At 42.6% G+C, this 26,003-nt stretch carries 28 protein-coding genes; 16 read left to right on the top strand and 12 right to left on the bottom strand.

What is annotated here, in order from left to right:
* The first annotated feature begins 5 nt into the window (after nucleotides 1–5).
* Both IQ276_RS31200 and IQ276_RS31195 read left to right on the top strand, forming a co-directional pair.
* A complete protein-coding gene (locus IQ276_RS31200) occupies nucleotides 6–1,070 on the top strand; it encodes a substrate-binding domain-containing protein (RefSeq protein WP_193923543.1) in 1,065 nt (354 codons plus the stop codon).
* Nucleotides 1,067–2,842 (top strand): ATP-binding protein, encoded by a 1,776-nt coding sequence (locus tag IQ276_RS31195; RefSeq protein WP_193923541.1) that lies wholly within the window; start codon nucleotides 1,067–1,069, stop codon nucleotides 2,840–2,842. Before IQ276_RS31200 ends, IQ276_RS31195 begins: the two co-directional genes overlap by 4 nt.
* 78 nt (nucleotides 2,843–2,920) lie before the next feature.
* On the opposite strand, the gene cpeY is transcribed toward IQ276_RS31195, so the two are convergent.
* Nucleotides 2,921–4,192: a C-phycoerythrin alpha-cysteine-82 phycoerythrobilin lyase CpeY gene (gene cpeY / locus IQ276_RS31190; protein WP_193923539.1), complete on the bottom strand. Its 1,272-nt coding sequence runs from the start codon at nucleotides 4,190–4,192 to the stop codon at nucleotides 2,921–2,923.
* 164 nt (nucleotides 4,193–4,356) lie between these two features.
* Here cpeY and IQ276_RS31185 point away from each other — a divergent pair, with 164 nt between their 5' ends.
* The 3 genes from IQ276_RS31185 to IQ276_RS31175 all read left to right on the top strand — a co-directional run bounded on the left by IQ276_RS31185 (nucleotide 4,357) and on the right by IQ276_RS31175 (nucleotide 6,801).
* The gene (locus IQ276_RS31185; RefSeq protein ID WP_235116130.1) at nucleotides 4,357–5,157 is read left to right on the top strand and encodes a DUF1838 family protein; all 801 of its coding nucleotides are present in this window, start codon (nucleotides 4,357–4,359) and stop codon (nucleotides 5,155–5,157) included.
* A gap of 379 nt (nucleotides 5,158–5,536) precedes the next feature.
* Entirely contained in the window at nucleotides 5,537–5,773 is a 237-nt protein-coding gene (locus IQ276_RS31180; protein WP_193925616.1) for a DUF8630 family protein, read from the top strand.
* A 119-nt stretch (nucleotides 5,774–5,892) separates the two neighbouring features.
* On the top strand, nucleotides 5,893–6,801 hold the full coding sequence (locus IQ276_RS31175) for a HEAT repeat domain-containing protein (RefSeq protein ID WP_235116129.1): 909 nt from the start codon (nucleotides 5,893–5,895) through the stop codon (nucleotides 6,799–6,801).
* Between the two features lie 11 nt (nucleotides 6,802–6,812).
* On the opposite strand, the gene IQ276_RS31170 is transcribed toward IQ276_RS31175, so the two are convergent.
* Complete coding sequence (locus IQ276_RS31170) at nucleotides 6,813–8,039, bottom strand: RNA-guided endonuclease InsQ/TnpB family protein (protein WP_193921792.1); 1,227 nt, start codon at nucleotides 8,037–8,039, stop codon at nucleotides 6,813–6,815.
* Nucleotides 8,040–8,268: 229 nt separating this feature from the next.
* On the opposite strand from IQ276_RS31170, the gene IQ276_RS31165 reads away from it, so the two are divergent.
* The 3 genes from IQ276_RS31165 (at nucleotide 8,269) to IQ276_RS31155 (ending at nucleotide 10,287) form a co-directional block, all read left to right on the top strand.
* On the top strand, nucleotides 8,269–8,568 hold the full coding sequence (locus IQ276_RS31165; protein ID WP_193921793.1) for a type II toxin-antitoxin system HigB family toxin: 300 nt from the start codon (nucleotides 8,269–8,271) through the stop codon (nucleotides 8,566–8,568).
* Nucleotides 8,552–8,950, top strand: coding sequence for a helix-turn-helix domain-containing protein (locus IQ276_RS31160; RefSeq protein WP_193921795.1), 399 nt, complete (start codon nucleotides 8,552–8,554; stop codon nucleotides 8,948–8,950). The genes IQ276_RS31165 and IQ276_RS31160 overlap by 17 nt, the downstream gene beginning before the upstream one ends.
* Nucleotides 8,951–9,114: 164 nt before the next feature.
* The gene (locus IQ276_RS31155) at nucleotides 9,115–10,287 is read left to right on the top strand and encodes an RNA-guided endonuclease InsQ/TnpB family protein (RefSeq protein ID WP_235116128.1); all 1,173 of its coding nucleotides are present in this window, start codon (nucleotides 9,115–9,117) and stop codon (nucleotides 10,285–10,287) included.
* A gap of 52 nt (nucleotides 10,288–10,339) precedes the next feature.
* Here IQ276_RS31155 and IQ276_RS31150 read toward each other — a convergent pair whose 3' ends face one another.
* From IQ276_RS31150 to IQ276_RS31135, 4 genes are all read right to left on the bottom strand, one after another.
* Complete coding sequence (locus IQ276_RS31150; RefSeq protein WP_193921797.1) at nucleotides 10,340–10,948, bottom strand: HEAT repeat domain-containing protein; 609 nt, start codon at nucleotides 10,946–10,948, stop codon at nucleotides 10,340–10,342.
* A 178-nt stretch (nucleotides 10,949–11,126) separates the two neighbouring features.
* Nucleotides 11,127–11,621 (bottom strand): C-phycoerythrin subunit alpha, encoded by a 495-nt coding sequence (gene cpeA / locus IQ276_RS31145; protein ID WP_190884282.1) that lies wholly within the window; start codon nucleotides 11,619–11,621, stop codon nucleotides 11,127–11,129.
* Between the two features lie 79 nt (nucleotides 11,622–11,700).
* Nucleotides 11,701–12,258 carry a phycoerythrin subunit beta gene (gene cpeB, locus IQ276_RS31140; protein ID WP_190884283.1) on the bottom strand — a complete coding sequence of 186 codons (558 nt, stop codon included), beginning with the start codon at nucleotides 12,256–12,258 and terminating at the stop codon, nucleotides 11,701–11,703.
* A gap of 386 nt (nucleotides 12,259–12,644) precedes the next feature.
* Nucleotides 12,645–12,812 carry an NblA/ycf18 family protein gene (locus IQ276_RS31135; RefSeq protein WP_073643977.1) on the bottom strand — a complete coding sequence of 56 codons (168 nt, stop codon included), beginning with the start codon at nucleotides 12,810–12,812 and terminating at the stop codon, nucleotides 12,645–12,647.
* A gap of 315 nt (nucleotides 12,813–13,127) precedes the next feature.
* Between IQ276_RS31135 and IQ276_RS31130 the strand changes: the two genes are divergently transcribed.
* From IQ276_RS31130 to IQ276_RS31115, 4 genes are all read left to right on the top strand, one after another.
* Nucleotides 13,128–13,721, top strand: coding sequence for a phycobiliprotein lyase (locus IQ276_RS31130; RefSeq protein ID WP_193925806.1), 594 nt, complete (start codon nucleotides 13,128–13,130; stop codon nucleotides 13,719–13,721).
* On the top strand, nucleotides 13,722–14,270 hold the full coding sequence (locus tag IQ276_RS31125) for a hypothetical protein (RefSeq protein ID WP_190884284.1): 549 nt from the start codon (nucleotides 13,722–13,724) through the stop codon (nucleotides 14,268–14,270). It begins immediately after the preceding gene.
* Nucleotides 14,271–14,280: 10 nt separating this feature from the next.
* The gene (locus tag IQ276_RS31120) at nucleotides 14,281–14,469 is read left to right on the top strand and encodes a hypothetical protein (RefSeq protein WP_235116127.1); all 189 of its coding nucleotides are present in this window, start codon (nucleotides 14,281–14,283) and stop codon (nucleotides 14,467–14,469) included.
* Between the two features lie 441 nt (nucleotides 14,470–14,910).
* Nucleotides 14,911–15,678 (top strand): phycobilisome rod-core linker polypeptide, encoded by a 768-nt coding sequence (locus IQ276_RS31115; RefSeq protein WP_193918564.1) that lies wholly within the window; start codon nucleotides 14,911–14,913, stop codon nucleotides 15,676–15,678.
* 346 nt (nucleotides 15,679–16,024) lie between these two features.
* On the opposite strand, the gene IQ276_RS31110 is transcribed toward IQ276_RS31115, so the two are convergent.
* The 3 genes from IQ276_RS31110 to IQ276_RS31100 all read right to left on the bottom strand — a co-directional run bounded on the left by IQ276_RS31110 (nucleotide 16,025) and on the right by IQ276_RS31100 (nucleotide 18,699).
* Nucleotides 16,025–16,966 carry an RluA family pseudouridine synthase gene (locus IQ276_RS31110; RefSeq protein WP_193918562.1) on the bottom strand — a complete coding sequence of 314 codons (942 nt, stop codon included), beginning with the start codon at nucleotides 16,964–16,966 and terminating at the stop codon, nucleotides 16,025–16,027.
* A 206-nt stretch (nucleotides 16,967–17,172) separates the two neighbouring features.
* A complete protein-coding gene (locus IQ276_RS31105) occupies nucleotides 17,173–17,829 on the bottom strand; it encodes a Uma2 family endonuclease (RefSeq protein ID WP_193918560.1) in 657 nt (218 codons plus the stop codon).
* A 306-nt stretch (nucleotides 17,830–18,135) separates the two neighbouring features.
* The gene (locus IQ276_RS31100; RefSeq protein WP_193918558.1) at nucleotides 18,136–18,699 is read right to left on the bottom strand and encodes a Uma2 family endonuclease; all 564 of its coding nucleotides are present in this window, start codon (nucleotides 18,697–18,699) and stop codon (nucleotides 18,136–18,138) included.
* Between the two features lie 172 nt (nucleotides 18,700–18,871).
* Here IQ276_RS31100 and IQ276_RS31095 point away from each other — a divergent pair, with 172 nt between their 5' ends.
* From IQ276_RS31095 to IQ276_RS31085, 3 genes are all read left to right on the top strand, one after another.
* A complete protein-coding gene (locus IQ276_RS31095; protein ID WP_190880481.1) occupies nucleotides 18,872–19,144 on the top strand; it encodes a glutaredoxin family protein in 273 nt (90 codons plus the stop codon).
* 52 nt (nucleotides 19,145–19,196) lie between these two features.
* Nucleotides 19,197–20,699, top strand: coding sequence for a UDP-N-acetylmuramoyl-L-alanyl-D-glutamate--2,6-diaminopimelate ligase (locus IQ276_RS31090; RefSeq protein WP_193918556.1), 1,503 nt, complete (start codon nucleotides 19,197–19,199; stop codon nucleotides 20,697–20,699).
* A gap of 151 nt (nucleotides 20,700–20,850) precedes the next feature.
* On the top strand, nucleotides 20,851–22,329 hold the full coding sequence (locus IQ276_RS31085; protein ID WP_193918554.1) for a DICT sensory domain-containing protein: 1,479 nt from the start codon (nucleotides 20,851–20,853) through the stop codon (nucleotides 22,327–22,329).
* A 306-nt stretch (nucleotides 22,330–22,635) separates the two neighbouring features.
* On the opposite strand, the gene IQ276_RS31080 is transcribed toward IQ276_RS31085, so the two are convergent.
* Nucleotides 22,636–23,433 carry a hypothetical protein gene (locus tag IQ276_RS31080; RefSeq protein ID WP_193918552.1) on the bottom strand — a complete coding sequence of 266 codons (798 nt, stop codon included), beginning with the start codon at nucleotides 23,431–23,433 and terminating at the stop codon, nucleotides 22,636–22,638.
* Nucleotides 23,434–23,773: 340 nt separating this feature from the next.
* On the bottom strand, nucleotides 23,774–24,001 hold the full coding sequence (locus IQ276_RS31075) for a hypothetical protein (RefSeq protein ID WP_193918550.1): 228 nt from the start codon (nucleotides 23,999–24,001) through the stop codon (nucleotides 23,774–23,776).
* A gap of 286 nt (nucleotides 24,002–24,287) precedes the next feature.
* Between IQ276_RS31075 and IQ276_RS31070 the strand changes: the two genes are divergently transcribed.
* Nucleotides 24,288–25,214 (top strand): NB-ARC domain-containing protein, encoded by a 927-nt coding sequence (locus IQ276_RS31070; protein WP_193918548.1) that lies wholly within the window; start codon nucleotides 24,288–24,290, stop codon nucleotides 25,212–25,214.
* Here the strand turns inward: IQ276_RS31070 and IQ276_RS31065 are convergent.
* A protein-coding gene (locus IQ276_RS31065; protein WP_373690472.1) for an IS5 family transposase occupies nucleotides 25,207–25,967 on the bottom strand; the annotation gives its coding sequence in 2 pieces (ribosomal slippage) (nucleotides 25,207–25,632 and nucleotides 25,635–25,967; 759 coding nt in all). The two genes, IQ276_RS31070 and IQ276_RS31065, sit on opposite strands and share 8 nt — an antisense overlap.
* Nucleotides 25,968–26,003 lie beyond the last annotated feature (36 nt).

The raw sequence follows: 26,003 nt of genomic DNA, 5'->3' as shown, positions 1-26,003 counted from the left end.
TAATCATGAACAAGTTCTTAGTAGCGCCGTTGCTCATTGTCAGATATCGTTTATTCAGTAAAAATAGAGTTTGGATTTTAGCAGTAATCATGGCGCTACTGACTACAGCTTGTAGTGGAAAAGTATCTGAAAATAACCACTCTGTTGTGGATAATGTCTCAACTAATAATAAACAGAAGTTATCCACTTTAAGAATTGGGGTGGTTCCCACAGAAAACCCAATAGAGCAAGAACGGATGATTAAACCTCTCAAAGAATACTTAGAGCAATCCCTTAGAGGAGGGATTGATAGTGAGTTGCAATCCAAGACACCAGGGGGACAAGGAAGACAAAAAAGACAAGAGATTCAGAAAACAGAAAATGCGATCGCCATTTCACTAGATTTCCAAATTGGCAAAAGTTACCAGCAAGTCGTTGATTGGTTGGTGCAGGATAAAGTCGATATGGCTTATTTAGGGCCTCTGAGCTATCTGGAGGCAGTAGACCGGGGTGCTAAAATTGAACCGTTGGTTGCTGCGATCGATAAACATACAGGAGAACCCTGGTATCGCGCTTGTATCATTGTCAAACAAGACAGCCCGATTAAAACCTTAAAAGACCTCAAAGGTAAGCGCATTGCCTTTGTAGACAAATTATCAACCTCTGGCTATTTGATGCCACTGGCTACTTTTAAAAAACTAGGAATTGATGAAAAACGCGATTTTGCTCAAGTCCTATATACTGGTAGCCATAGTAAAAGTATGTCTGCATTAGAAGATGGCATTGTTGATGCCGCAGCCACTAATACTTCCTCTTATTTGAAGGAACAAAAAATTGGCAATTTAACACCTCACAATACCAGAGTAGTGTGGCAATCTACCCCCATAGTCAATTTTCCAATAGTAGTATCTAAAAAATTACCACCAGAGTTAATTCAACGACTAAAGCAGGCTTTTATTAGTAGCCCAGAAGGTCTTGAGGATATTCTGGGAATTGAGTCAGCCGGATACACACTTGTTACCCCTTCAGATTACACTTCTATTGAGCAACTCCGAAAAGATCTCAACTTAATTTCTGTTCCGGCAAAATGAAAATCTCTACCAAATTTTTTACAGGTTCCGCTGTGTCTGTCGGACTGATAGTAGCAATTCTTGTTGGCAATGCTGTAGCTGTCCAGCAAATTAAGCAGACTATCCGTGAAAAAAGCAATCGAACCACTGAAATTATTCAAGTTGCTCTGACTGCCGAAAATGCTTTAAAGTCTGAAATTATTGAACTCAAGGATATTGTTTTACTTAAGAGTCAAGATACAGCAATGCTTAACTCTGCAACAGAGTTTCTTGACTCCCTCAAACAGTTAGAAAAATTGATGCCAAATGCTACGGAAATTTCAGTGATTCGTCGGCGTCACCAGTTTCTTAGCAACTTGGGAACTCAACTAACTCACCGCAATTACAGCGACACTTCTCTAGCTGATTCCCAACAGTATTTTCGGGCTATTAATTCTTTTGACAGAGACATTGAATTGTTTCTTACTCAACTGATTAAACGTGCTAATCAGCAGAGTATTGTAGTTGAAGAACAATTAGAAAATTTATATCAAGTACAGAGAATTATTTCCTTTGCAGTTGTGCAAGTAATTATAATTTTATTTGTTGGCAAATTTATGCTGATTTGGCGTCCAACAGTTAAGTCTTTGCAGAATTTACAAGCAGGAACCACAGAAATTGCAGCCGGGAATTTAGACTACCGTTTAGATATTCACACAGGAGATGAAGTAGAAGATCTTGCCAATGCATTTAACTACATGGCAGTGAAACTAGCCGAATCTCGTGAAACTTTAATGAAAAACACTGAATTAACTCACATGAATCAACGCCTGGAGTTAGAAATTTCTGAACGCAAACAGGCACAGTCTGAACTCCAGAAAGCTTTACAAGAACTCCAAAACACCCAAGCTCAATTAATTCAAACTGAAAAAATGTCTAGTCTGGGTCAAATGGTGGCAGGAGTAGCACACGAAATTAATAACCCCGTCAACTTTATCTCTGGCAATATTACTTACGTCAGCGAATACACACAACACTTGCTAGAATTAGTACGGCTTTATCAAGAAGAGTTTCCGAATTCTAAACAGAAAATTCAGGAAAAAATTGACAATATTGATTTGGAATTTCTCATAGAGGATCTACCGAAAATATTAACTTCAATGAAAATGGGATCGCGGCGAATTGAGCAGATTGTCCTGTCTTTACGCACCTTCTCTCATCTGGATGAAGCAGATATGAAAGAAGTTGATATTCACGAAGGTATTGATAGCACGCTGCTGATTTTGCAGAATCGAGTCAAAGGTAAGCCAGAACATCCCAAAATTGAAATCATCAAGGAGTATGGTGAGTTGCCTTTGGTAGAGTGCTATGCAGGGCAATTAAATCAGGTGTTTATGAACGTGATTAATAATGCGATCGATGCTTTGGATATGTGCAATGCTCAACGTTCCAAACAAGAGATTGAGAGCAATCCTAGTCAGATTATAATTAATACTAAACTTGTTGATAATAACCGAGTGGCAGTGAGAATTGCAGATAACGGCCCAGGTATGACCCAAGAAGTTAAGCAGAAATTGTTTGATCCATTTTTCACGACTAAACCTGTAGGCCAGGGAACAGGGTTAGGCTTATCGATTAGCTATCAAATTATTGTGCAAAGACACTCTGGAGTCCTACGATGTGAGTCTGAATTGGGCAAAGGAACTGAATTTTGGATTGAGATTCCTTTGTATCAATTACAAAAACCGCTAAACTCTAATGAATTGAAATTGCCTACTGATTGGCAAGGTTCCATAGTCCAGAGCAATAATTGACCGTGGCAATTTTAGATTTTGGATTTTGGATTTTAGATTTTAGATTTTAGTAAAAATCCAAAATCCAATGACTCATAACTATTTATTACTCTCTGCTTTCGCTCTAATTAACCAGTCAGCATCCTGAGCGCCAATTTCCCGACCAGATGAATCTCCTAAGCGGTCTAGCGCCAATAAACAAGCATATTTCAAATCCCAAATTGGTGAATTCAGGCAAATTTTGAGTTCAGGAATTGCCTGTGAATTGCCCAATTCACCAAGAGCGATCGCACAAGCAGCACGAGATTTTTGAAATTGGGGTTCCCGATTGTGCAAATTTTCTACTAACAAATCATAAGCAGGAGCATATTTTAGCCAGCCCAAAAGTTTCATCACATGATAATGAGCGCCATAATCGTTATATGCTCGTTCTGCATAAGTTGTTAAAAGTGCCGCTGGTGCTTCCTGTGGATAGATATCTAGTAAGGTTTTTGTTGCTAAATAGCACCTTCCAAAATCAGTTTGATAGAGTTCCTCAATCACAAAATTCAACACAGGAGTAACATCATATTCATGTACTAAATCAATTTTGTTGGGATGATCGTACAATACTTGTTCTAAGTGAGGTTGAACTTCTGCAAATGCAATTTCACCAGATGGAACACCTGCATCTAAAAGCATCCGTAATGCTCGCAATCGAAACACCAAAGATACAGGACAACGGGCGATTTCTGGGATGGCTTTGTAGTAGCGCGAATCAATTAAATCTTGAATACAACCCCGTCGTGCATTGACGTTGGAACTCTGCAACAACGCCGTTACCTCAGTTATTTGGGAATAGTCACCCGTAAAGCGACAAACTGTAGCGATCGCCGCACTACGTGTAGGTTCATCCTCAACTTCAGTGAATTTACGCACACGATCCAAAGACGGCTGATAATTAGCATGAGCCAAAGTATGAATAATTACCCGATAAATTTGACCTGGTTTATCGAGTAATTCTGCCACTTCTTCGAGAATTTCCGGGTCTTTAGTCCCGATTTCCCCAATTGCCCACACAGTATTTTCCACAGTATAAATATCATCATCGTGAAGGCACTGACGAATTACAGGTAAAGCAGATTCGGCCTGCAATCGTCCCAGACTTTCCACAGCCTTGCGTCGGACAATGCGGTGGTCTAATTCAGCTGGGTTACTGGTTTCAATCGCCCGCACCAAAGCCGCGATCGATTGTTCAGTGGGGAAATTAATCAGATGCGAAACAGCAATGTATTTATCAGAAGCGTCTTCAAGTTGTTCTAACGGTGTATCGATAATGGCGATCGCTTGTTCTTCTGTTAGCCCAAAAATGCTAAAAAACCGTTTATCCATTGATTTATTAATTGCTGAGGAGAATTATCACGTTTACTATCGTACTAGGGACTGGGGACTGGGGAGATGGGGGAGATGAGGGAGATGAGGGAGTGATGCAGAAGAATTGATAACCAATGCCCCATGCCCAATCCAAAATCTAAAATCTAAAATCCAAAATAACTATGGGTGCTTACTTAGATGACTACGAACTTAATAATCTTGATTTTTACAAAAAAAATCATGGATTACAGCTTTATTACAATTGGTCTGGAGAAATTTGGTGGCAAGAAACACCAGAGAAACCAAAAGAAAAATTGTTCTCTATTATTGGGATGAATGCGACAAAAGTATTTATCAAACCCGATTCTGAGTATGGCGAAGTGGGACATAGAATAAATAGAGAATTAGGTCTATTTTGTGACCCAAACACTCAAGAAATTCTTCATTTTTGGCACTCACCAACAGCAAGTCAACCAGTACCAGTAGTACATATTGCTAACAGAATTGTCCAAGGCTCAGTCAAACCAAAAAAATTTATCATCCCCAAAGGTCAGGGATATCTCACCTCTGTGATGGAAATTCCTTTAGAATACCCCCATCCCTTAGCAGGAGATAGTAAATACTCAGATTATTGCCCTGGGGAAAAGTTTAAGGGAGTTGAATATTTTATCTCAAATGCTTGCCGACCCGATGTAACTGAAGTTCCTCCTGCTAAATGGGCAAGAGATTGTCCTTGGATGCCTTGGATGAAATTAGGATATGCTCATCCAGCTAAATTAAGATTTGAAACTACAATATTCAGAGTAGATAATTTTGAGCAACTCGATCCTAAATTGGTGAAGCTAGTCAGGGAAAAAGTCCCAATTTATGAATTCACGCCGACAGAAAGCGATGAACCGAATATAACGAGTATTCAATACTTTAAAAAACACTTTGAATCTTATTTGCGCGGCGATATCTTTCCACTAGAAGAAACCTCTTGATTGTTTTTTGTAGGGTGCTGAGAAGATGTCTAACTTGAAAAAGGGAGTGGGGAGTAGGGCGTGTTTTTAAGCTACTCGTTTAGCCTCGTAATTTTTTAGATCCCCCTAAATACCCCGATAAATTGGGAGACTTTGATAAGTTTTTGCCCCCCTTTTTAAGGAGGGTTGGGGGGATCTAAGACTTTGAAAACATTTTTTCCAAAAAGCTTTACCAGTGGTAACGCAATCTGAGAAGATCGGAATGTATCTTTTGTCAGCTATTAGTTAGTTTTTTCTTGACAATTAATCATTTGTATGAATGAGACAACTACCAGCCTCGAAAAAGTAACGAAACACTGGCAAAAAATCATCATAAATACACATAAGGCAAACAAAACATATGGATGAAACCTCAGAACTGACAACAAATGATGTAACTGCTCAAGATCTAGCAGAGGCCATTACAGAACTTGAGCAATATCGAGAACGTCTAGTTCAAGAAACTACAGAAACAGCAAAACGCGCCAAATTGATGAGGGTAAGCGTCATGGCAAAATTGGAGCCTGAGCTTGTCAAAATTGATGCCGCGCTCCAAGAACTGCGTAATCAGCACGCTGCTCTAACTGGAAGTAACTAAATATTTTGGATTTTAGATTTTGGATTTTGGATTAAGCATAGGGCATTGGTAATTAGTTATTACCCATCTCCCTCATCTCCCTCATCTCCCCACTCCCCACCCCCCATTCCCTAATTCACATGGTCAACTTTGAAACTCAGTCCGGGGAAAATTCAATTCAGCTATCCCACGCCGAAACTGATGCTTTACTTGCAGCGGTGAGTGAGCAATTAAATCTCAATACCTTCAACCCTGATGACCAAAAAATCCTCAAGCAGATGATTGAGAGTATGGGGGATTCACGGGGGATGGTACGTTTGAGTTTTGCAGAGGCATTGGGTAAAGTTGGTAAGCCTGTAACTCCTTTGTTGATGGAAGCCGTGGCAAATCACCCAAACCCAGTTGTGCGGCGAGCTAGCACTAAAACTTTGACACTGATTGCCGATCCGATCGCAGTTCCCACTTTGGTGAACGCCCTCCTAAATGATGAAGATACCGTAGTCAAAGCCTCGTCAGTGGGAGCGATGGCGAAAATTGGTGAGGCTGCTGTCCCAGCATTGTTGAAAATCTTAGCCTCATCCGAATATCCAGAAAGTGCCAAAGGATATGCAGTATGGGCATTGGCATTTATTGGAGCAGAAGCCAAGGAACACTTGTATCGGGAAATTAACTCTGACTCCCCAGAAGTTCGGGCGGGAGTGGTGGGAGCGATCGCTAAAATCGCTGAAGAACGCACCGAGGCTGAAGCATTTCAAATTTTGATTAATGCCCTCACCGATCCATCCACAATGGTGCGGTGCGAAGCGGCGGTAGCTTTGGGCAGTTTAGCTCATCAAGCAGCGATTCCCAACCTCGTTGAGTTATTGCATCATCCCGATTGGGAAACTCGAAAAGCAGCTGCTTTGGCATTGATGAAAATTGGCGATGGCGTCGCCCTACAGCCTCTACAAACCGCATTGAGCCAAGAACAGGAAGCAGGAGTTCAGGCGGTGATTAAATTAGCGATTTCTCAAATTGAAAGACAGTTAGAGGAGGATACTTGGGATTGACACTCCCCGAATTAGAAATTCGGGGATTCTACATTCACCGACTCGCCGTAAGAGGGCAGGCTTGCGCCAACCGCCCAAGAGGGCAAATCTCCTGTAGCGTAAGTTCCGGTATGCCCTACCGTACTGAGTCCTAGTCTCAAGATATTGATTGCTGCATTGACATCTCTGTCTTCAACGTAGTTGCAATGAGGACAAATATGAGTCCTAGTAGACAGAGATTTTTTCACTTTTTCGCCACAGTTAGAACAATTTTGGCTTGTATTGTGGGGAGGTACTGCAACAGTTACTTTCCCATATTTATGACCAAAATATTCTAACCAAGTGCGGAAAGTATACCAACCAGCATCAGAAATTGATTTAGCTAGATGTCGATTACGAACTAACCCTAACACAATTAAATCTTCATAGGCTACCAAATCGTTAGATTGGATAACGGAATACGCTAATCTCTTGCAGTATTCTTTTCGTTGCCTACTTACTTTTAAATGTTTACGGGCATATCTATTCCTAGCTTTGTGGTAATTGTTGGACTGCTGTTGTTTAGACTTCTTTTTGGCTAAACTAAACTTCTTAGACTTTTTGCGGTTAGCACGGTTTAACTGTTTTTCTGACTTTCGGTAAAACTGGGGTGAAGGTTCCACATTGCCAATATTATCGGCAATGAAGTACTTCAATCCTAAGTCAATACCCACTATTTGGTTAGTTGGTTGAGTTTTAACCTTGACATCAACATCAATCGCAAATTGGGCATAATACCCGTCAGCACGGCGTACCAAACGCACACGCTTGATTTGCTTGATGTTGTAGTAATTAAGGTCGTAGGTTCCCTTTAGCTTCAAAGTTCCAATACCTTTCTTATCAGAGAAAGTAATCGCTTTGCGATTAGTGGAAAGTTTGAACCCAGTAGTCTTATATTCAACTGAGCGACAATGTTTTTTAAACTTTGGGAACCCCTTTTTGCCCTTGATTTTCTTTTTACAGTTATCGTAAAACCGCGCTATTGCAGACCATGCTCGTTCGGCAGCAGATTGTCTAGCCATTGAATTAAGTTCATCGGCAAAGGGAAATTCACCAGCTAATACAGCGCAATATTTATTGAGATCATATCTACCAACATTTTTGTTATCCATCCAGTAGCGCAAGCACTTGTTTTGAATGAACTGGCTAGTACGTATAGCCTCATCAATAGCGCGATACTGCAAATCTTTGCCCTTAATTTTGAACTCATAGACAATCATGGCATCGACCAATTAACCACAATCTTATGTTACCATGACTTACATAAACACTGCCAAATAAATTTGGCGCATTCGCTTATATCCCCCGAATAAAATTCGGGGGTTTTACGCATCACGCCTCATAAGGCGACAGAAACTTACACCTTGACATTTTGCTCTCATTTTGAGAGTGTTGAAATAGGAATTAATTTTCGTTGATTGATGTATATCCAAGAAAACATAGAGACGAATGCATCTGATTGCGATTCGTAACCTCCGCACTGATGCTTCTCAGCACCCCGATGTCAAAAAGCAAATCGACAATTGGTACACAACCCTCAAAAAAGCAGAATGGCAGAACTTGGAGGACGTTCGTCAGATTTATCGGGATGCTGAAGCGGTTGGAAATTTTACTGTTTTTAACATCAAAGGTAATGACTATCGCCTGATTGTCGGTATAGATTACGAAGACCAAACAGTTTACTACAAATATTTTCTGACCCATAGCGAATACGACAAAGGCAACTGGAAAAATGACCCTTACTTTTGACCAAGCTGCTTATAGTAAGCTACTAGCTGAAGTTGCTCCCAAGGCGATCGAGACGGAAGAAGAGTACGATCGCGCCCTAGCAATTGCAGAGCGCCTAACGTTTGCCAAGAACCGCACTCCAGAAGAGCAAGCCTTGCATAAACTGATAGTAACTTTGATTGAAGCTTATGAAGCCCAGAACTATCCAATGGATGAATCTGCACCCCATGAAATTCTCCAACACATAATGGAAGCAAGTGATACCCGTCAAGCTGACTTAGTGGGCATCATCGGGTCGAGTGGCGTGGTGTCTGAGGTTGTGAACGGCAAACGCTCAATTAGTAAGGCACAAGCTAAGGCACTTGGAGATTACTTTAAGGTCACACCTAGCCTGTTTATCTAAATATTAATTAAGGGAGTTGCATTTAAAAGCGATCGCTGCGCCAACGCCAAGGGCGATCGCTACCACAAACATGGGGTTAGAGCCTCGCCCTTCTAGGGCGACTTTATTCTAAAAACCGTCATAACGATTGTTAGATGTATTAAAATAAGTCACGAGGTGATTAAGTGTTTAACCTAACTTACGAGTTTAAATTAAAGCCAACACAGTCCCAAGTTGTGATGTTTGAGGAATGGTTAGAAACTCATAGACGGGTTTACAACCACGCTCTAGCAGAGCGCAAGGATTGGTATAAGTCTCGTAGCTGTCGGGTTAATGCTTGCTCACTTCATTCTGAATACATCATCCCTGCTGATGCTCCCCGTCCAACATTTGCTAATCAGTGCAAGTCTTTAACTGCTGCACGCAAAAAAAGCGAATACTTAAAACGTGTCAATGCTCAGTCTTTACAGCAGACATTAAGGCGACTTGAAAAGGCTTTTGTAAGTATGTGGGAACAAAATCATGGGTTTCCCCGCTTTAAAAAGCCAGGACGGATGCGGTCTTTTTCGTTCCCACAATTGGGAGTAAATTCATTAGGTAATGGGTACATAAAATTACCTGTAATTGGGGAAGTGAAAGTTCGTCAGTCCCGACAGATTTGTGACGGAGGGATAATCAAACAGGCGCGTGTGGTCAAGCGTGTTTCTGGATGGTATGTGATGCTAACTATTCAATGGGATGTGTCCGTACCCCAGCCAACGCCACACGGGGAAGCATTAGGGATTGATGTAGGGTTAACCAGTTTTATTGCAACTTCTAATGGTCTAACTATCAAGCGTCCGAGGTTTTTTGTAGATGCCGAACGCAAGCTGAAATTGCTGCAACAGCGTGTTTCTAAAAAACCCCACGGCTCGAACAATTGGAAGAAAGCACAAAAGAAAGTTGCTTCATTGCATGAGTACGTTGCTAATTGTCGTAAAGACTGGCATAGAAAAATGTCTCACCAAATCTGCAACAATACCGGAATGGTATTTGTTGAAGATTTAAATCTAATTGGTTTGTCCAGTGGAATGCTGGGCAAGCATTGTTTAGATGCAGGGTTTGGTCAATTCTTCAACATTCTAGAGCAAACCTGTTTTCAACGTGGTGTCTATTTCCAAAAAGTAGATAGCCGAAAAACCAGTCAGATTTGTCCTAACTGCGGTGTTGAAACAGGTAAAAAGGAATTGTCACAACGTACTCATGTTTGCTCAAATTGTGGCTATACCACTGATAGAGATGTGGCGGCCGCTCAAGTAGTTCTCCAGAGGGGACTTGCAGCCGTAGGGCATACGGTCAAGATGCAAGAGTTCGGGTAAATTCATTGGAATCCCCGCGAAGCAAGAATCCTCAGCATGACGCCCAGGAGTGTCAATTTCTGCTATATTTAATCACCTGCTCTAATCGAGGTAAGGCACTCACCGCTGACTCCCGAACATAAGTATCGACAGTTTCATCGTTAGTCAATGCTGTCAGCACTTCCACCCCTCGGACATCACCCATTGAACCGAGTGCATTGACGATCGCCACAGCTACCGCAACATTATCTGTGGTTTTCAAAGCTTCAGTTAAAATTTCAAAGGCAGGAGAACCAATCTCACCCAGAGCCATCACAGATGCAATATATACAACACCATTTTCGTCATTGAGTGCTGTTTTTAATCCCTGTAAACCCTCTTCTGGGAAGGGTACGTCTGGATGATTGGCGGCGATTTGTGCCAAGGCTTTAGCACAACTGCCCCGAATGGTGGGGTTATCACTATTGACCAATGACTCTACCACTGCTGGTACAGCATCTACACCAATGGCACCCAATGCCTTTACCGCAGCTCGACGATAGGTCACATCTTCATCATCCAAAATACTCATCAGTCGAGGAATCGTATTTTCATCGCGGACTTCTGCGAGCTGCCACATAGCCCGTTCCCGCAGATTCGGGTTAGGGTGTTTTAACTGTTCAAATAGAGAATCTGTCGTCATAAGAAAAAATTTCGTTTTGAATCCTGAATTCTGAATTCTGAATTCTGAATTCTGAATTCTTTTATTTACAACTGAGGGACTCTAAGTCCATCGCTCAACCTAATCTAGGCAAAGCAATAGACCGAGAGTCCCTAGTTTTAGAGTGCAACGATCGCTCGTCGGCTACTCAATCCGTGTACTATGACAGGGAGTTGATTACGTAGTCGAGGAGAGCGCGGAACTCAGTCAATGCTTGAGGAGACAAGTCACGAGGAGAGCAAGCGCGATCGCGAGTGAAGGTCAATGCGGTAACGTAAGGAGCGGTAGGCAGACCCAAAGAGCGATATGTTTCGCGAGCGCCTGCAATACCCCACTCATCCAATGGGCCGGTACCACCAACAACTAAGCTGTAGTTGATCAAGCGTAGGTAGTGCTTGATGTCGCGGAGGCACTTGTCTTTCTTAACTTGGGTGTCGCCAGCTTCACCTGATTGGGTTAAGTAAGGATATTTCTTGAAGGCAGCATCATAACCTTCTTTAGCTACAGCATCGATGTTAGAAGCCAGCTTTTCAGCAGCTTCTAGACGAGCAGTAGCACGTTGAATGCTACCTTGAACTGATTCTAGGTCAGAGGTGGTAGGAAAACGACCTGCGGCATCAGCAGCAGAAACAACTGTGGTGATAACTGATTTCATTGCTTTTTATACTCCAGATGGGATTTGATCGGGTTTTGATTTCACTTCGTTTGGCTAGATAGCCGTTAACTATGAGCTACTAGCTCAGAGCAGAAATAACGCGATCGAAGTAGCTAGCAGCTTCAGCAGCTAGAGCAGAGCAGTCGCCTTGGATAACTTCCAGTTTGCGGAACTTGTTACCAGCGTTAGCTTCGGTGTTGGTGTTGGTGATGTGAGCAACACTGATAGCTTTCAGGATTTGAATAGCACGTACAGTGGAGCTAATGGGAACTCCCAAAGCGGAGTAGGTTTCTTTTAGTCCGTTGATAGCGCGATCGTCTAATACGGAAGAATCACCAGCCAACAACGCGTAGGTTACGTAGCGCAGGATGATTTCGGTATCACGCAAACAAGCAGCGTGGCGACGAGTGGGGTACAAGTTACCACCGGGTTGAAGCAAACCAGTGTTTTCGCAAGCGATTCCAGCAATGGCGTCGGAAACAGCACAGCTAGCGTTGCTGGCGATCGCATTCACAGCATCAAGGCGCTTGTTGCCAGCAGCAATGAATCCCTTGAGGGCATCTAAGTCAGCACCACCAATAGCAGCACCTTTAGCATCTGCTGTAATTACAGCTCTGGAAAAAGCATCAAGAACCATGAGTTCTCCTTAATATTCACAAATGGCGGATATTATTTTCGGCTTAGTTTCGTCAGATGAACTGCGAGTAGCCAAAGTAAAACATAGGGGATTAATAGTACCCTAGTCTTTTCTATGAGAGAGAAAGTAATAATCTGTAATATTTTTTTGGGGAGTAGGGAGTGGGGAGTAGGGAGTAGGGCATTGGGCATGGGGAGTGCTGAGTTAGTAGTTAAGAGTTATCCTCCCCCTGCTTCCCCTGCTTCCCCTGCTTCCCCTGCTCCCTCATCTCCCTCATCTCCCTCATCTCCCCCACTCCCCACTCCCCACTCCCCAATCCCCAAAAAAATTAAGACTTATGCAGCCACAGCCTAAGTCTTAGGGAAAAATATTCTTTTTTTAGTGGCTCAGGCTTGTTTGAGCAGATGTTTGACCAAATTATCTTTCACCATCATCTGCCGTAAAACTTCTAGTAAGAATTCCTGAGCCTCTTCTTGACTCAAATTCTTTACCTGGTCTTTCAAATTCTTTAAGCGAAACTGTTGCTCTAAGGTTAGTTCTATGGGGAAGTCCATAAGATTCACTCCTCTGGTTCACTGGATCGAAGGTGTTTGTTGTTACTGGTACTGTGAAGGCGTAGGCGTGGGCATCACTTTCTGTTAGTCTAGCACTGAGATATTAAAATGTCCATATTGTCAAGTGATGAGAAGTTAACATTATAAAAGTTTACAATTACTAAAAAACATGTTCCTCTCTTCCTTTGTGAGGAGTTTGTTGAAGCTAAGCGCTGATGGCTGTAATGTTTAGAATGTTTATATACCAACAAGTTTAAAAAGAAAAAACAAGGGTTACATCATCCGCAGGAGTCAAACGTAGGAGTCAGAAGATTGATAGACGTAATGGAATTTTTTCAGCTAAGTGCTGGTAAGTGGCGATCGCAACGTGCAACCCATCACCTGGCGTTCAAGCGCTCAGAGACGGGAGAATCTGACATACAGGTGGAAACTCTGGCTGCCGATCATCCAGAAATCATTGAACTGTGCCAGTATCATCAGATTGACCCTAGCCTTGCAGTAGGGGGGTCAAGGGTGCGCTGGTTAGGGACAATGGCTTGGGATAGAGAGGACGAGGAAAATCATCAAGGTAAAACCATATTTGCGATCGTGCCTGATGCCGATAACCCAAGACAAGGCAAATTACTCCGCGAAAGAGGCTACGCGGAAATTGTGCCCGTGATCGGTCTTTTTCACATGGATGATGAAGATGGATTAGTGTTGACAACCGAATACGAAACAATGAGCTCCATTGAGCGATTTTGGTTCGCCAGCCCAAATATGAGACTGCGAAGCAGTACAGTAAAACGGTTTGGTGGCTTCAGCACTGCATCCTTTTGCACTGAAACCCGCATTGAGACTTCTTCAGAAGTTTCCAACAAAGAAGAGGTAACTTCTAAACAACAGTTTTATTCCGTTTTAGGCTGGTGAATGATTCTCAAGCAGACCGATGCTTTTACTCGTGGGCGAGATTATCTACATCTGGTACAGGGATTTGCTCTAGAACCGGGTATGGTGGATGTATTCGATAACCTGCGCGATCGCATTGCGATTTGCACTTGGATCGGCAAAAACATTAACACCGTTAACGCTCGGATCAACACCTATCTGGAAGCCTGTCATCAGTGCTTTCATCCCCAAGAGCGCCGCCACATCCAAATTTTTGCAGTACCCATCGCTCAATCTTTCGGTATTGACGGTCTGTGCAACATTCTCACAAACCCAATCACCATTCTGGTAGATGTCGGGCGAGTTGCACCCAAAGATTGGTTCGGTATCGTCGTCCATGAATACGCTCATGCTCATCTAGGAGACTTTGGTCACAATCAGCATTTTGCTAATATTCTGTCTCATCTGTGTTTAGGACTGGGACTAGAACCACCTTACTGGGAAGCAGGAATGGAAGCAACTTTGCGTAGCTGGCCTTACTGTCAGTCAACCATAGATCCCCTGGAATTTTGGATAGGTAAGGGGGAGTAGGGAGTGGGGAGTGGGGAGTGGGGAGTGGGGAGATGAGGGAGATGAGGGAGATGAGGGAGATGAGGGAGATGAGGGAGATGAGGGAGCAGGGGGAGCAGGGGAGGCAGGGGGAGAAAGAATAACCAATGCCCAATGCCCTACTCCCTACTCCCCATTCCCCACTCCCCATTCTTCTTTAATTTCTTTTGCTAAATGTTAAAAATTATTACTTGAGTTCAAAAAAGTGAAACTCAATCTCCTAATCTGAATTATGTGAACAAAGCTTTTACTTATTTAGCTAAATCCCAAAAAACCCCGATAAAGCAAGAAAATTCATAACCTGCGGTAGGGCATTTCCAGGACTTGAAAGTGAGCTTCAGCATATCCTAACCAATAGCTGGATTAGCTGATAACACTACACCCTATGCTTTGCAAACAGTGTAGTAGATGTCACTATTCATTAACCTGGAAGCCGCAGCGCCTTGCTGAAGCTGGCAGTGGCTTAAATCCAGCAGGCTCAGCGGTGTTTCTTACGAATACTTAACCACTTTTGGTTAAGTTTCGTGAAACTTTATCAGAATCTGAGGTTCTGATCCAACTACGTCCCTTAATATGTGATTTAAAAGTTGTTAACTTTAATTAAGAACATGGAGGCTTTAGAGTGGCAATTCCTCTGTTAACATATGCACCTTCAAGTCAAAATCAGCGTGTAGCTGCATATGAAGTGCCGGGTGATGAACAGCCCAGAATTTTTTCTACAGACAATCTGCTTTCTCCGTCAGATTTTGGCGATCTGATCGAAGCAGCATATCGTCAACTTTTCTTCTATGCGTTTGCTGCTGATCGCGAAACATACTTAGAGTCGCAACTCCGTAATGGACAGATTACAGTGCGCGACTTTGTTCGTGGGTTGGTGCTTTCCAATACCTTTAAGAAAAGCTTTTACGAACTCAACAACAACTACCGCTTTGTTGAGCAAGTAGTACAGCGAGTTCTAGGACGCGACGTATACAGCGAGCGGGAAAAAATTGCTTGGTCAATTGTTGTTGCTACCAAGGGTATTAAAGGCTTTATCGATCAAATACTCGACTCTGAAGAGTACCTGAGCAATTTTGGATACTCTACAGTGCCTTACCAACGGCGTCGTATTCTGCCATCTCGCGCTGAAGGTGAGTTGCCTTTCAACATCAAATCTCCGCGATACGAGGATTACCACCGTGCCAAACTGGGCTTCCCCCAAATTATTTGGCAGGTAGAAGTACGTCGGTTCATCCCCCAAGAACAGAAGCCCAAAGCTGGCGATCCATCTCAATTCTTGGGTATGGCGCAAAGTATCAATGCAACTGGCAATGCTCCACAAAGAGTTTCGTCATTCAACATTGATATCGAAAAGTCTGTACCTTATCGCCAAATAGCAGGAATCAAATAACGATTTTTGGTCGGCGGCTAGCTAGTACATCTGTTTAATTATTTGATAGCGTGCATCAGTCCTGGGTTACGTAGGAGTTTCATTTAGGTATAACTAGTGAAGCAGACTGGATCCCATGTTTGATGCACGCTAGTCGTTTGTTTAGATGCACAACCAACGCCTTGGTGTGCCCATCATTAGACTGACGGGGAGATTTTAATGATCAGTGATTAGGGACTTCCAATGAAAAAAACATCCCATCGTAGGGGCGCACAGCTGTGCGCCCCTACAAATGTACAAATAATTTGGGATAATTTATTTGTTGAAAATCCCGACAAAAGTGCGATCGCCTTTGACTAAAAAAAGGTTAAGACGCAATTCGTCTTTTTAGCATCTCCAAAAGTTTTGTAAAGTGGCTAGGAGGAGTTGCTTTCACCTCAATCATCTCACCAGATATAGGATGCTGTAATTTTAGTCGCCAAGCGTGCAGTGCTTGACCAGGCAAATTTACCCCTACTGAATGACCAGAACTATAAACAGGGTCGCCGACAATAGGATGACCGATTTTGGCGCTGTGGACGCGAATTTGATGGGTACGTCCGGTTTCTAGTTGGAAGTGAATTAATGTATAGTTACCGAGGCGTTCTAGTATTTGCCAATGAGTGACGGCGACTCGTCCGCCTTGTTCAACAGGCATAATAGCCATTTTCTTGCGGTCTTGGGGATGGCGACCAATAGGCATATCAATTGTGCCACTGTCAGTTTTAGGCGCACCGTAGACTACACCCAAGTATTCTCGCCGTGCTGTTTTGGCTTTGAGTTGTGCTTGGAGGTGATGATGGGCAACTTCTGTTTTGGCGATCGCGATCGCTCCCGTTGTATCCTTATCCAAGCGATGAACAATTCCCGGACGCTGGACTCCCCCAATTCCTGGTAAATTGGGACAGTGTGCCAACAGGGCATTTACCAAGGTGCCATCTGGATGACCGGGTGCGGGATGGACAACTAAACCGGCGGGTTTGTTGAGAATGAGTAACTGGTCATCTTCGTAGAGGATATCGAGGGGAATATCTTCTGCTTGGAGTTGTAAAGGTTGGGCTTGTGGTATTTCTAGAGTAATGCGATCGCCCACCTTGACATTAATCTTTTTAGATGTGCAAACTTTGCCGTTAAGTTGGACATTACCTTCTTCGATTAACTGTTGGATGCGGGAACGGGATAAATCTGGTAATTCTTGGGAAAGGTAGCGGTCAAGGCGATCGCCCGAACCATCACTATTTTCTTGGATTTGTAAATTAAATTCGGTCACAATTGCTTTAAATTAATTCCTAATTTTTTAACTCAAGTGCGGATTAAGGCAAAATAAATATTGAATTCCATAATCTTTTTTAATTTTAACTTTTAACTGTGCCAATTTTCGCTTTTCGATTCAAATCCTCAATCTTCGAGTTTCATCCGTTTATGGGTAGGATAAATCCAAAATCCAAAATTTAAAATCCAAAATATGTTGACTTTTTAAGTTTCTCTATCTTGTATCTGTTCTCTTACCCATTGTCGAAAGTTTCTGATTGCTGAACTTGTTCCTGTAGTTCGTGCCATTTCCACAAATCTGGGAATAATTTCAGTAATAGGAAAATCAGGAAATGTAGGGCTTGTTTGGGACTTCACATATTGTTCACCTTGCAACAAGTTAATTTCTAGGTTTCTGTTTTCATATCGCCATCTTTCAGGTACTTTCAAAGCCTGATATGCACTAATTTTGGTTCGAGAAGTGACATCAATTTCAATTGCCAAATCAGGAGGAGGATCAATAGTTAGGTCAATTCGGTCTTTGCCAATCATTAGCTGATAGTTTTGAATATAAAAACAATCATCAGGTTCAAGACATGCACTTAAATCTTTTCTTTTAAAAGTGGTTGAACCTAGACATTCCCAATTCAAATCGAGTTCATCTAGCAAGATTATGACTAGGTTTCCGATAATGACTTTAGCTCGCTCATGTTCTGGTAATGGAGCCATAATTTCTAGGGTTCCTTGGCTGTATGCGACTCGACTTCCACGATGTTCTCCTAACTCATCAACAATTGCTTCAAATAATTCCCAACTCACATCTTCCAGGATTATTCTTTCCCCTGGCGGAACTCGAATTTGTTTGAGTTGAAGTGTAACCATAGGATTTTAAGTGTTAAATAATTTATGAAGAAGAATTCAGAATTTAGGAGTCAGAATTCAGTGTGAATTCTGTACTAATGGCGGATAAATATATGGGTTTAATTCCCTCATTATAGCGATTTTCATTTGAATGAGGCACACGGTAGGGGCGCACAGCTGTGCGCCCCTACGAATTGTCTGTACTCCATGCAATTGTAAACCGCTATAATTGATTCTGAATTCTGTACTAATGGCGGATGAATATGTGGGTTTAAGTCCCTCACTAATTGATTCAGAATTCTGAATTCTGAATTCTGAATTCTCTCTTTACGGAATTCCTGCTTGTTGAAATATTTGTTCGACTGTAATTCCCAGTCCTTCAAGCAGAGAATCTTCTAAAATATCTGTACCACTTTTTGTTTCCGGACGGGCATCCGGATAAAAAATAGTGACTGTTTTCGCTTTTGCATCCAGAACCCAAACTCTCAGAACGCCTGCATTGAGATAATCTGTGGCTTTTGCACTCGTTTCTCCAAAAGTTTGGTCGGGAGAGATAATTTCAATAGCTAAATCTGGAGGTATGGGACAGGCTTCATCCTCAATTAAATCAGTGTTAAGCCGAGAGTAGGAAACATAAAGTAAGTCTGGTACTGGCGCCCAATCTCGACCCCGACGTTTTAAGGTAATCGCCCACTCGATACCAACCTCACCGCGATTTTGCACACACAATTTTAGGATTGTGTAGATTGTGCCTGTTAACCTAGAATGATATCTTTTTGGTAACATTTTGGGTTTTAGTTCTCCATCAACTAATTCGTAGGTGATATCCCCTTCCCCTTCAGGGAGTGCAAGGAATTCTTCTAGTGTGATTTGAGATTTGACTTGAGTCATGGTCGCTATCTCCTTGTGCAAAATCACGCCTTGTTCTGAGTTTCAGTAAACTAGAAGCTTTTGACTTCTCTCAAATTTAAAATTAGCAATTTTATAACTAATATGCATATTATGACTTTTAAAGACGAGATATATCGCGTCTATTTTACATAGGCAAATTTAGTAGAAGCAAATGCGATTGATTTTATACAGTAAACCTGGATGTCATTTATGTGAGGGTTTGCAGGAAAAGCTCGAACAAATCCAAAATCTCAGTTTTGAATTGGAAATTCGGGATATTACGACTCGTGAAGATTGGTTCGGTGCGTATCAGTATGAGGTGCCTGTACTTTTTTTAGCGAACCACAGAGGCGCGGAGGGCGCGGAGGAACTTTTGCCGCGTCCTTCTCCTCGTGCTAGTGTGCAGCAGTTGGAGCAAATGTTGCGTAAGTATTTCGCCAATTAGAAAAAAATAATGCAGAATAAGCGCAAGAAAAGTATGTGATGAGGTGCAGAAGATGAAATTGCGGGAATTACTAACGGCGGTAGATAGTGTTGAGCAATTACCTAAGCATCCGGCTTTGGAAGATGCGGAAGTTAGGGGTTTGAAGACGAATTCCCATGCTTGCGGTGTGGGAGATTTGTTTATTGGAATGCCAGGAACGCGGGTCGATGGTGGAGAATTTTGGCCTAGTGCGATCGCATCTGGTGCTGTGGCAGCAATTATCTCTCCCCAAGCAGCACAAAAACATCCTCCCACAGATGAGGCTGTGGTGATTAGCGCCAGTAACATCACTCAAGCTTGTGCCCAGATAGCTAGTGCTTTTTACGGTTATCCAGGGCAAAAACTCAAGTTAGTGGGTGTAACTGGGACGAATGGCAAAACTACAACCACCCACTTAATTGAATTTCTCCTTGCCAAAGCTAATCTAGCTACGGCTTTGATGGGGACTCTCTACACTCGTTGGCCTGGTTTTGAGCAAACTGCTGTCCACACGACACCGTTTGCCGTGGAACTGCAACAGCAGCTAGCTGAGGCTGTAAATGCTGGTAATGAGTTTGGGGTAATGGAAGTCAGTTCTCACGCTTTGGCGCAAGGTCGAGTGTTGGGCTGTAAATTTGAGGTAGGGGTATTCAGTAATCTTACTCAAGACCATCTCGACTACCACAGCGATATGGAAGATTATTTTGCTGCCAAAGCGTTGTTGTTTAGTCCTGAATATCTCAAGGGACGGGCGATAATTAACGCTGATGATTCCTACGGCCAGCGGTTAATTGCCTCGTTGAATCCAGAAAAAGTTTGGAGTTACAGTGTTAACGACAACAGCACTGATTTATGGATGAGTGACTTAAGTTATGAGCCGAATGGTGTCAGTGGGACTTTGCATACACCAAAGGGTGATGTGGCTTTTCGATCGCCTTTAGTCGGTCAATATAATTTAGAAAATCTTTTAGCAGCGGTAGGAGCAGTTTTACACTTAGGTTTAGATTTGCAATTAGTGGCATCTGTGATACCTGAATTTCCTGGAGTTCCCGGACGGATGGAACGAGTACAAATTCTTTCTGAGCAAGATATTAGCGTGATTGTAGATTATGCTCATACTCCAGACAGCTTAGAAAATTTGCTGAAAGCGGCACGTCCGTTTATACCTGGTAAGATGATTTGTGTGTTTGGTTGTGGCGGCGATCGCGATCGCACCAAGCGCCCAAAAATGGGTAAAATAGCGGCTGAATTAGCTGATTGGGCGGTGGTGACATCGGATAATCCCCGTACCGAAAACGCAGAACGGATTTTAGAGGACATTTTGGCGGGAATTCCCGAAACCGTGCAGCCAACAGTAATTTGCGATCGAGCGATCGCAATTCGTACCGCTATTTTACAAGCACAACCCGGTGATGGGGTACTGCTTGCTGGTAAAGGTCACGAAGACTACCAAATTCTCGGTACCGAAAAAATCCATTTTGATGACCGAGAACACGCACGCGAAGCTTTACAAACAAGACTGAACATACAACATTAATTCTAAGTAAGGTAGCACATATGTGCTACCTTACTTAGACAATATCATAGTTCATGTTTCTTTCCGTGGGAATTTTGTAAAAAATGCACACATAAAGGTGAAAATCGAAAACAGAATTATTTCTTTGCTTCATCCTTATTGTGCTTGACTCATGAATGTTTCTTTGGCTAAGGATCTGTCTGTTTATCAACTGGTTATGGGAGTGCAAGCGCCTCCTAAACCATTGTCCCTCAGTCCTGCTACTCTGCTATCACTGGTGAGAGCGCAAATTGACTTACTCATTGAGCAACAAATTGCAGCCACTTTATGGGTGAAGCTACCACCAGAAAAAATTTGGCAATTAGAACTAGCCCGTTATCAATCCTCAGTGGGTGCATCTAGTCTCATCTATACTTGCCAAATCCAGGAGACTGGGAGTGAAGGAGCAGGGGGAGATGAGGGAGCAGGGGGAGTAGGGGAACAAAATACCCCCTCATCTCCCTCATCCTCCTCATCCTCCTCATCCCCCCATCACATCCCCGTTTACCTACCACCCCATAGCCAACTGCGACGGGAAAATTTTCTGATGGTATTGTCTCCCCAGTTTTGTAGTTTAATTTTGGCTCATCGACCACTGAAAAAACGTAAAAATCAAACATCTGGGAAAGCAAGTACTAATAAAAATCAGCCCTTGTTGATTATCACCACCGTTGAGGGGAGAATAATTCAGCAAGTATTAAATGGTATTCAACAAACAGTTACGCCAGAATCATCTCCAATCATACCTGCTGATTTTATTTGTCCAACTGTGCCTGAACCTGCATTGATGAATCAATTGTTGGCAAAACAACTGCTGCGCCAAGATGAAATTAATCGTCAAATAGTTACAGTACGCACTACCAAATTGCAGCGCCAAAATCAAGAACTACACAACAAAGAACAACTAAAAGATGAATACCTGAAAAATGTCTGTCAGGAATTGCGTATACCCTTGACACATATGAAGACAGCACTCTCATTATTGAATTCTCCTAATCTCAAACCACCGCAACGACAACGTTATTTACAGATGTTAAATACCCAGTGCGATCAGCAAAATTCTTTAATTACTGGTTTGTTAGATCTGGTGCAACTCGAACGTGATTTAGAGGGGACGAATTTAGAGTCAGTGCGTCTCTCAGAGATTGTCCCTGGAGTTGTTAGTACCTACCAACCTGTAGCCCAAGAAAAAGGAATTATGCTAGCTTACACCGTACCTACCGAACTTCCATCTGTTTGGTGCGTCAGTGGTGGGCTGAGGCAAATTGTAATTAATCTGCTGCACAATAGTATTAAGTTTACCCCCAATGGTGGTCAAGTATGGGTGCGTGCCCGTGTTCAAGGCGCTCATGTGCAATTAGAATTCCGTGACACAGGTATCGGTATTGCTGAAACTGAAATTCCCAAAATATTTGACCGCTTTTATCGTGTGCGGACAACAGCAGCTGAAGATCATGGCGGTGCTGGATTGGGATTAACAATTGTACAGCAATTGCTACTACGCTGTGGTGGTTCTATTTCTGTGAAAAGTAAATTAAATGAGGGTTCCACATTTACAGTGCAATTAGCCAGTGTTGGTGATAGTCCAGGCACGGCTACGGAAAATGAGTGATGGAGCAGAATTCAGAATTCAGAATTCAGAATTCAGATTCTTGTAGGGGCGCACAGCTGTGCGCCCCTACTGTGGTCTATTCAACTGCAAATTGCTGTAATTTTATCCTTCGATACGCTAAGGGCGTTTTCTTACCAGCGAATCATTAAACAGCAACGAATCTGACCGATTCTGCTTCACTTTAAGTATAGTGCTTCGCGCTGGTATAGTTACAGATCGAACCTGGGAACAGCTATCCAAAAGGATATTCAATTCGGAATTTGTAAATACGCCAGCGCGAACTGCCATATGTCTTTAGAGTAGAGCTTACTTATCCATCATGAAATCGAATTCATCTAACGGCTTGGCATACCAAACTACCAAGCGAAAGTCACTGGGTTGAGAAGTCTTCCATGCCCAATTATAAACTTTTGTTTCGCTTGCAGGAATCTCGTACAAAGCTAACTCTTCATCCTTTTTCAGCCATGTCCATTCTTTTTCGGGTTGATTACGCCCTCTAACTTGGAAACCTACTCTTGGACCTTCATATATTTGACAATATTTTTGTCCTCCTATTGGGCAAGTTTGACTGGACGTAGTTTTATAGTTAATAACATGAGTGTGGTTGGCACTTTCTACTGACTTGGCGCAAATTTTCCCCCGCCATTCTTTGATATTATTAAATGTGGCGTAGTACCTATAGCGAGGCTGATCCCAACACTCTCCGTTAGCAGCAGGATTTAGACAGTCTGGTTTGAAAGCAACATAGTTACTGGGTGTTTTGTCTGTCCTCAGAAATGGATCGTTGGACAAAAATCCACCAATAACTGAAGATGAAAAGTTATTATTATTACACGCCAAATTCTTGCTTCGTTCCTGAGTCGTCGGCTCACCAATGGGTTTGGTAATTTCTGTTTTTATTTCTACTGCATCACTGGCAATAGTACCTAATGCAGCAGATTTACGCAGAGAATCAGCAGTCGAATCTTGTGTTTCAGGAACACCCTCGATAACATTCTGCGCCAGTGCAGTTGGAACGTACAAATTAATAACTACTAACTCTGCGCTCAAAAAGATAGTGACGGCCACAACAAAAGTTGCTAAGGTTCGCAATATTGGCTTCATAGTTTTCCTCCGTGTTTTTACTAATGTTGATGGTGAATCTTGGCGTTCAATTAGGCGTAGATATAGCCAAACTGACACCAGGGGCAAGATAGTACAAATTTACCTAAAACTGAGGTTAGTAGTATCCCAATGACAGGACTGAAACCCTTATGATTTCGTTTTGGCGTAGATCTGACAAGTAATAGTTTATTTGTACTAAAAATACCCCTCTTCTCGGTGTGTGAAAGTTCTGGGTGCGGAATCAAGGTTATAAACATTTTGGATGTGTGACCACCGGATGTTCACCCAAAGTTATGTATTCCCCTTAAAACGACTCGCACAGCCGAGATGCGGAATTTTCTCATGGTGCTGGTGGTAAAGTACACTGGCCGGTTCCGCCATTTCCTTCTACGTACCTACCACCTACATCATTACAAACTTGTTTTAGCGCTGTGCAGGATGTTTCTCCTCGACATAAAAGCCTATTGCCACTTCCTTGAACAATACCCGCTCTGACTTGTGCAATATGGAAAAATGTGCCTACAGTAATTGTGGCAAAAACAAGCGCAATCTTTACATGTGTCTTCATAAGAAAACCTCTTTGTTGTTATCGTTTACTATTTATTAGGTAAGTCTGCTCTGCTTTATGCAAAGGTGATGTTTTTTCCTATCATCAATTGTTCAAAACCTTATCAGATAACGTTTTGAACAATTTTGCAGCAAGTCATTAACATCTCGACTCAACATCAACTGCATAACCTTATAAAAACAGGCTGATAACTAAGTTCAAGACTGAGAAATTACTGACTTTTTACTGACTTTTAAGTAAGATGATGAAAAAAGCAGTAATTCTACTAACTTACCGCCTATGATTTATGCCACGCTCGATCAAGGTTAAGCCCGAAATTTTAGAAAAGGTGAGACTAGCTCTCAAGCGCAACAGTTATCCCAACCAAACGAGTCTGGCACAAGAACTAGGGCTAGCTTTAGCCACAGTCAGTAAATTTTTAACTGGCAAACCCGTAGATTATCAAATTTTTCGGGAAATATGTTTAAAGCTAGGTTTAGATTGGCAAGCGATTGCCGACTTAGGCAACGCAGAAGCGGCAAGCTCAATCTCAATAAAATCCGCAATTAATTTTGTTAACAAACGCTCAGATTGGGGAGAAGCAATTGATGTCTCCGTATTCTACGGATGCACAACAGAACTGAATCATCTACAACAATGGATTTTAGGCACTCGCAGCCGCATTGTGGCAATTTTAGGCATAGGAGGTATAGGCAAAACAGCACTAGCAGCCAAATTAGCACAACAAGTTCAAGCAGAATTTGAATATGTAATTTGGCGAAGTTTGCGAAACGCCCCACCGCTAGAAACCCTTTTAGCAGAACTAGTACCTTTTGTTTCTAACCAGCAAGAAACTAAAGCTGAAATTAGTCTTCTCATCCATTATCTACGCGGTTCACGTTGCTTAGTGATTTTGGACAACTGGGAAACAATATTACTTGCAGGCGACCACGTAGGACAATATCGCCCTGGTTATGAAAGTTATGGTGAGCTACTCAAGGTAATTGGTGAAGTTGCACATCAAAGTTGTCTGCTGCTGACTAGTCGAGAAAAACCAGCTGAAATTGCAGCAATGGCAGGAGTAGACCAAGCAGTGCATTCTTTGGCACTTAAAGGATCATCAGAGGTGGCACAAGCTTTAGTCAAGTCCAGGGGACTATTGGGAACAGACGAAGAAAAACAACAATTATGCGATCGCTACAGCAATACACCCTTAGGGCGTGTCATCAATTGAGCCAAATGACAGAAGCAGCCAAATAAATTGCACCCAGAAAGTTGGCAGCGCGTTTGTCGTAGCGCGTTGCGATCGCTCGGTACTGCTTGAGTTTGGCAAAAAAGTTTTCAATGAGATGACGGGCTTTGTATAAATCTCGGTCGTAGTCACGAGGTCTGGTACGGTTGCGTTTAGGAGGAATCACTGCGGTTTTGCCCTGTGCCTGAAGTCGCTCAATTACTCGCTCATCGGCATCATAGCCTTTATCTGCCAGTACTGTGTCCGCCACAATATTGGGTAGCAGTTGGTCAGAGCCATCAAGATCACAAGCTTGTCCGGGTGTCAGGTGAAAGCTCAGTGGGTTGCCCAAAGCATCTACCACAGCATGAATCTTAGTACTCAATCCCCCTTTGCTGCGACCAATGGCTTCTGTGGACGCATCCCCCCCTTTGCACCCGCACTATGCTGGTGGGCGCGGACAATTGTCGAGTCAATCATGGCATATTCGTTATCGGCATCATCGGCCAAGTGCTGAAACACCAGCTCCCACACGCCTGTTTTTGACCATCGACTGAAGCGGGTGTGAATCACCCGAAAATCCCCGAATCTCGATGGCAAGTCACGCCAGGGAATGCCTGCTCGATAACGATATAATACTGCTTCAACAAACAATCGATTATCTTTAGCTGTGGCTCCCACATAGCCCTCTCGCCCAGGTAGCAGGTCTTTGATTCTCTCCCACTGATCATCTCGTAGTGCGTATCGGCGCGTCATCGGTTTCAATAGTGTTTATTCTTTTCCAGCAGTTCT

Origin of the sequence: Desmonostoc muscorum LEGE 12446 (assembly GCF_015207005.2) — a bacterium.
GTDB lineage: Bacteria > Cyanobacteriota > Cyanobacteriia > Cyanobacteriales > Nostocaceae > Nostoc > Nostoc muscorum.
Note: the sequence above shows the minus strand (reverse complement) of the source record. Positions and strands in the feature narration are given on the sequence as shown.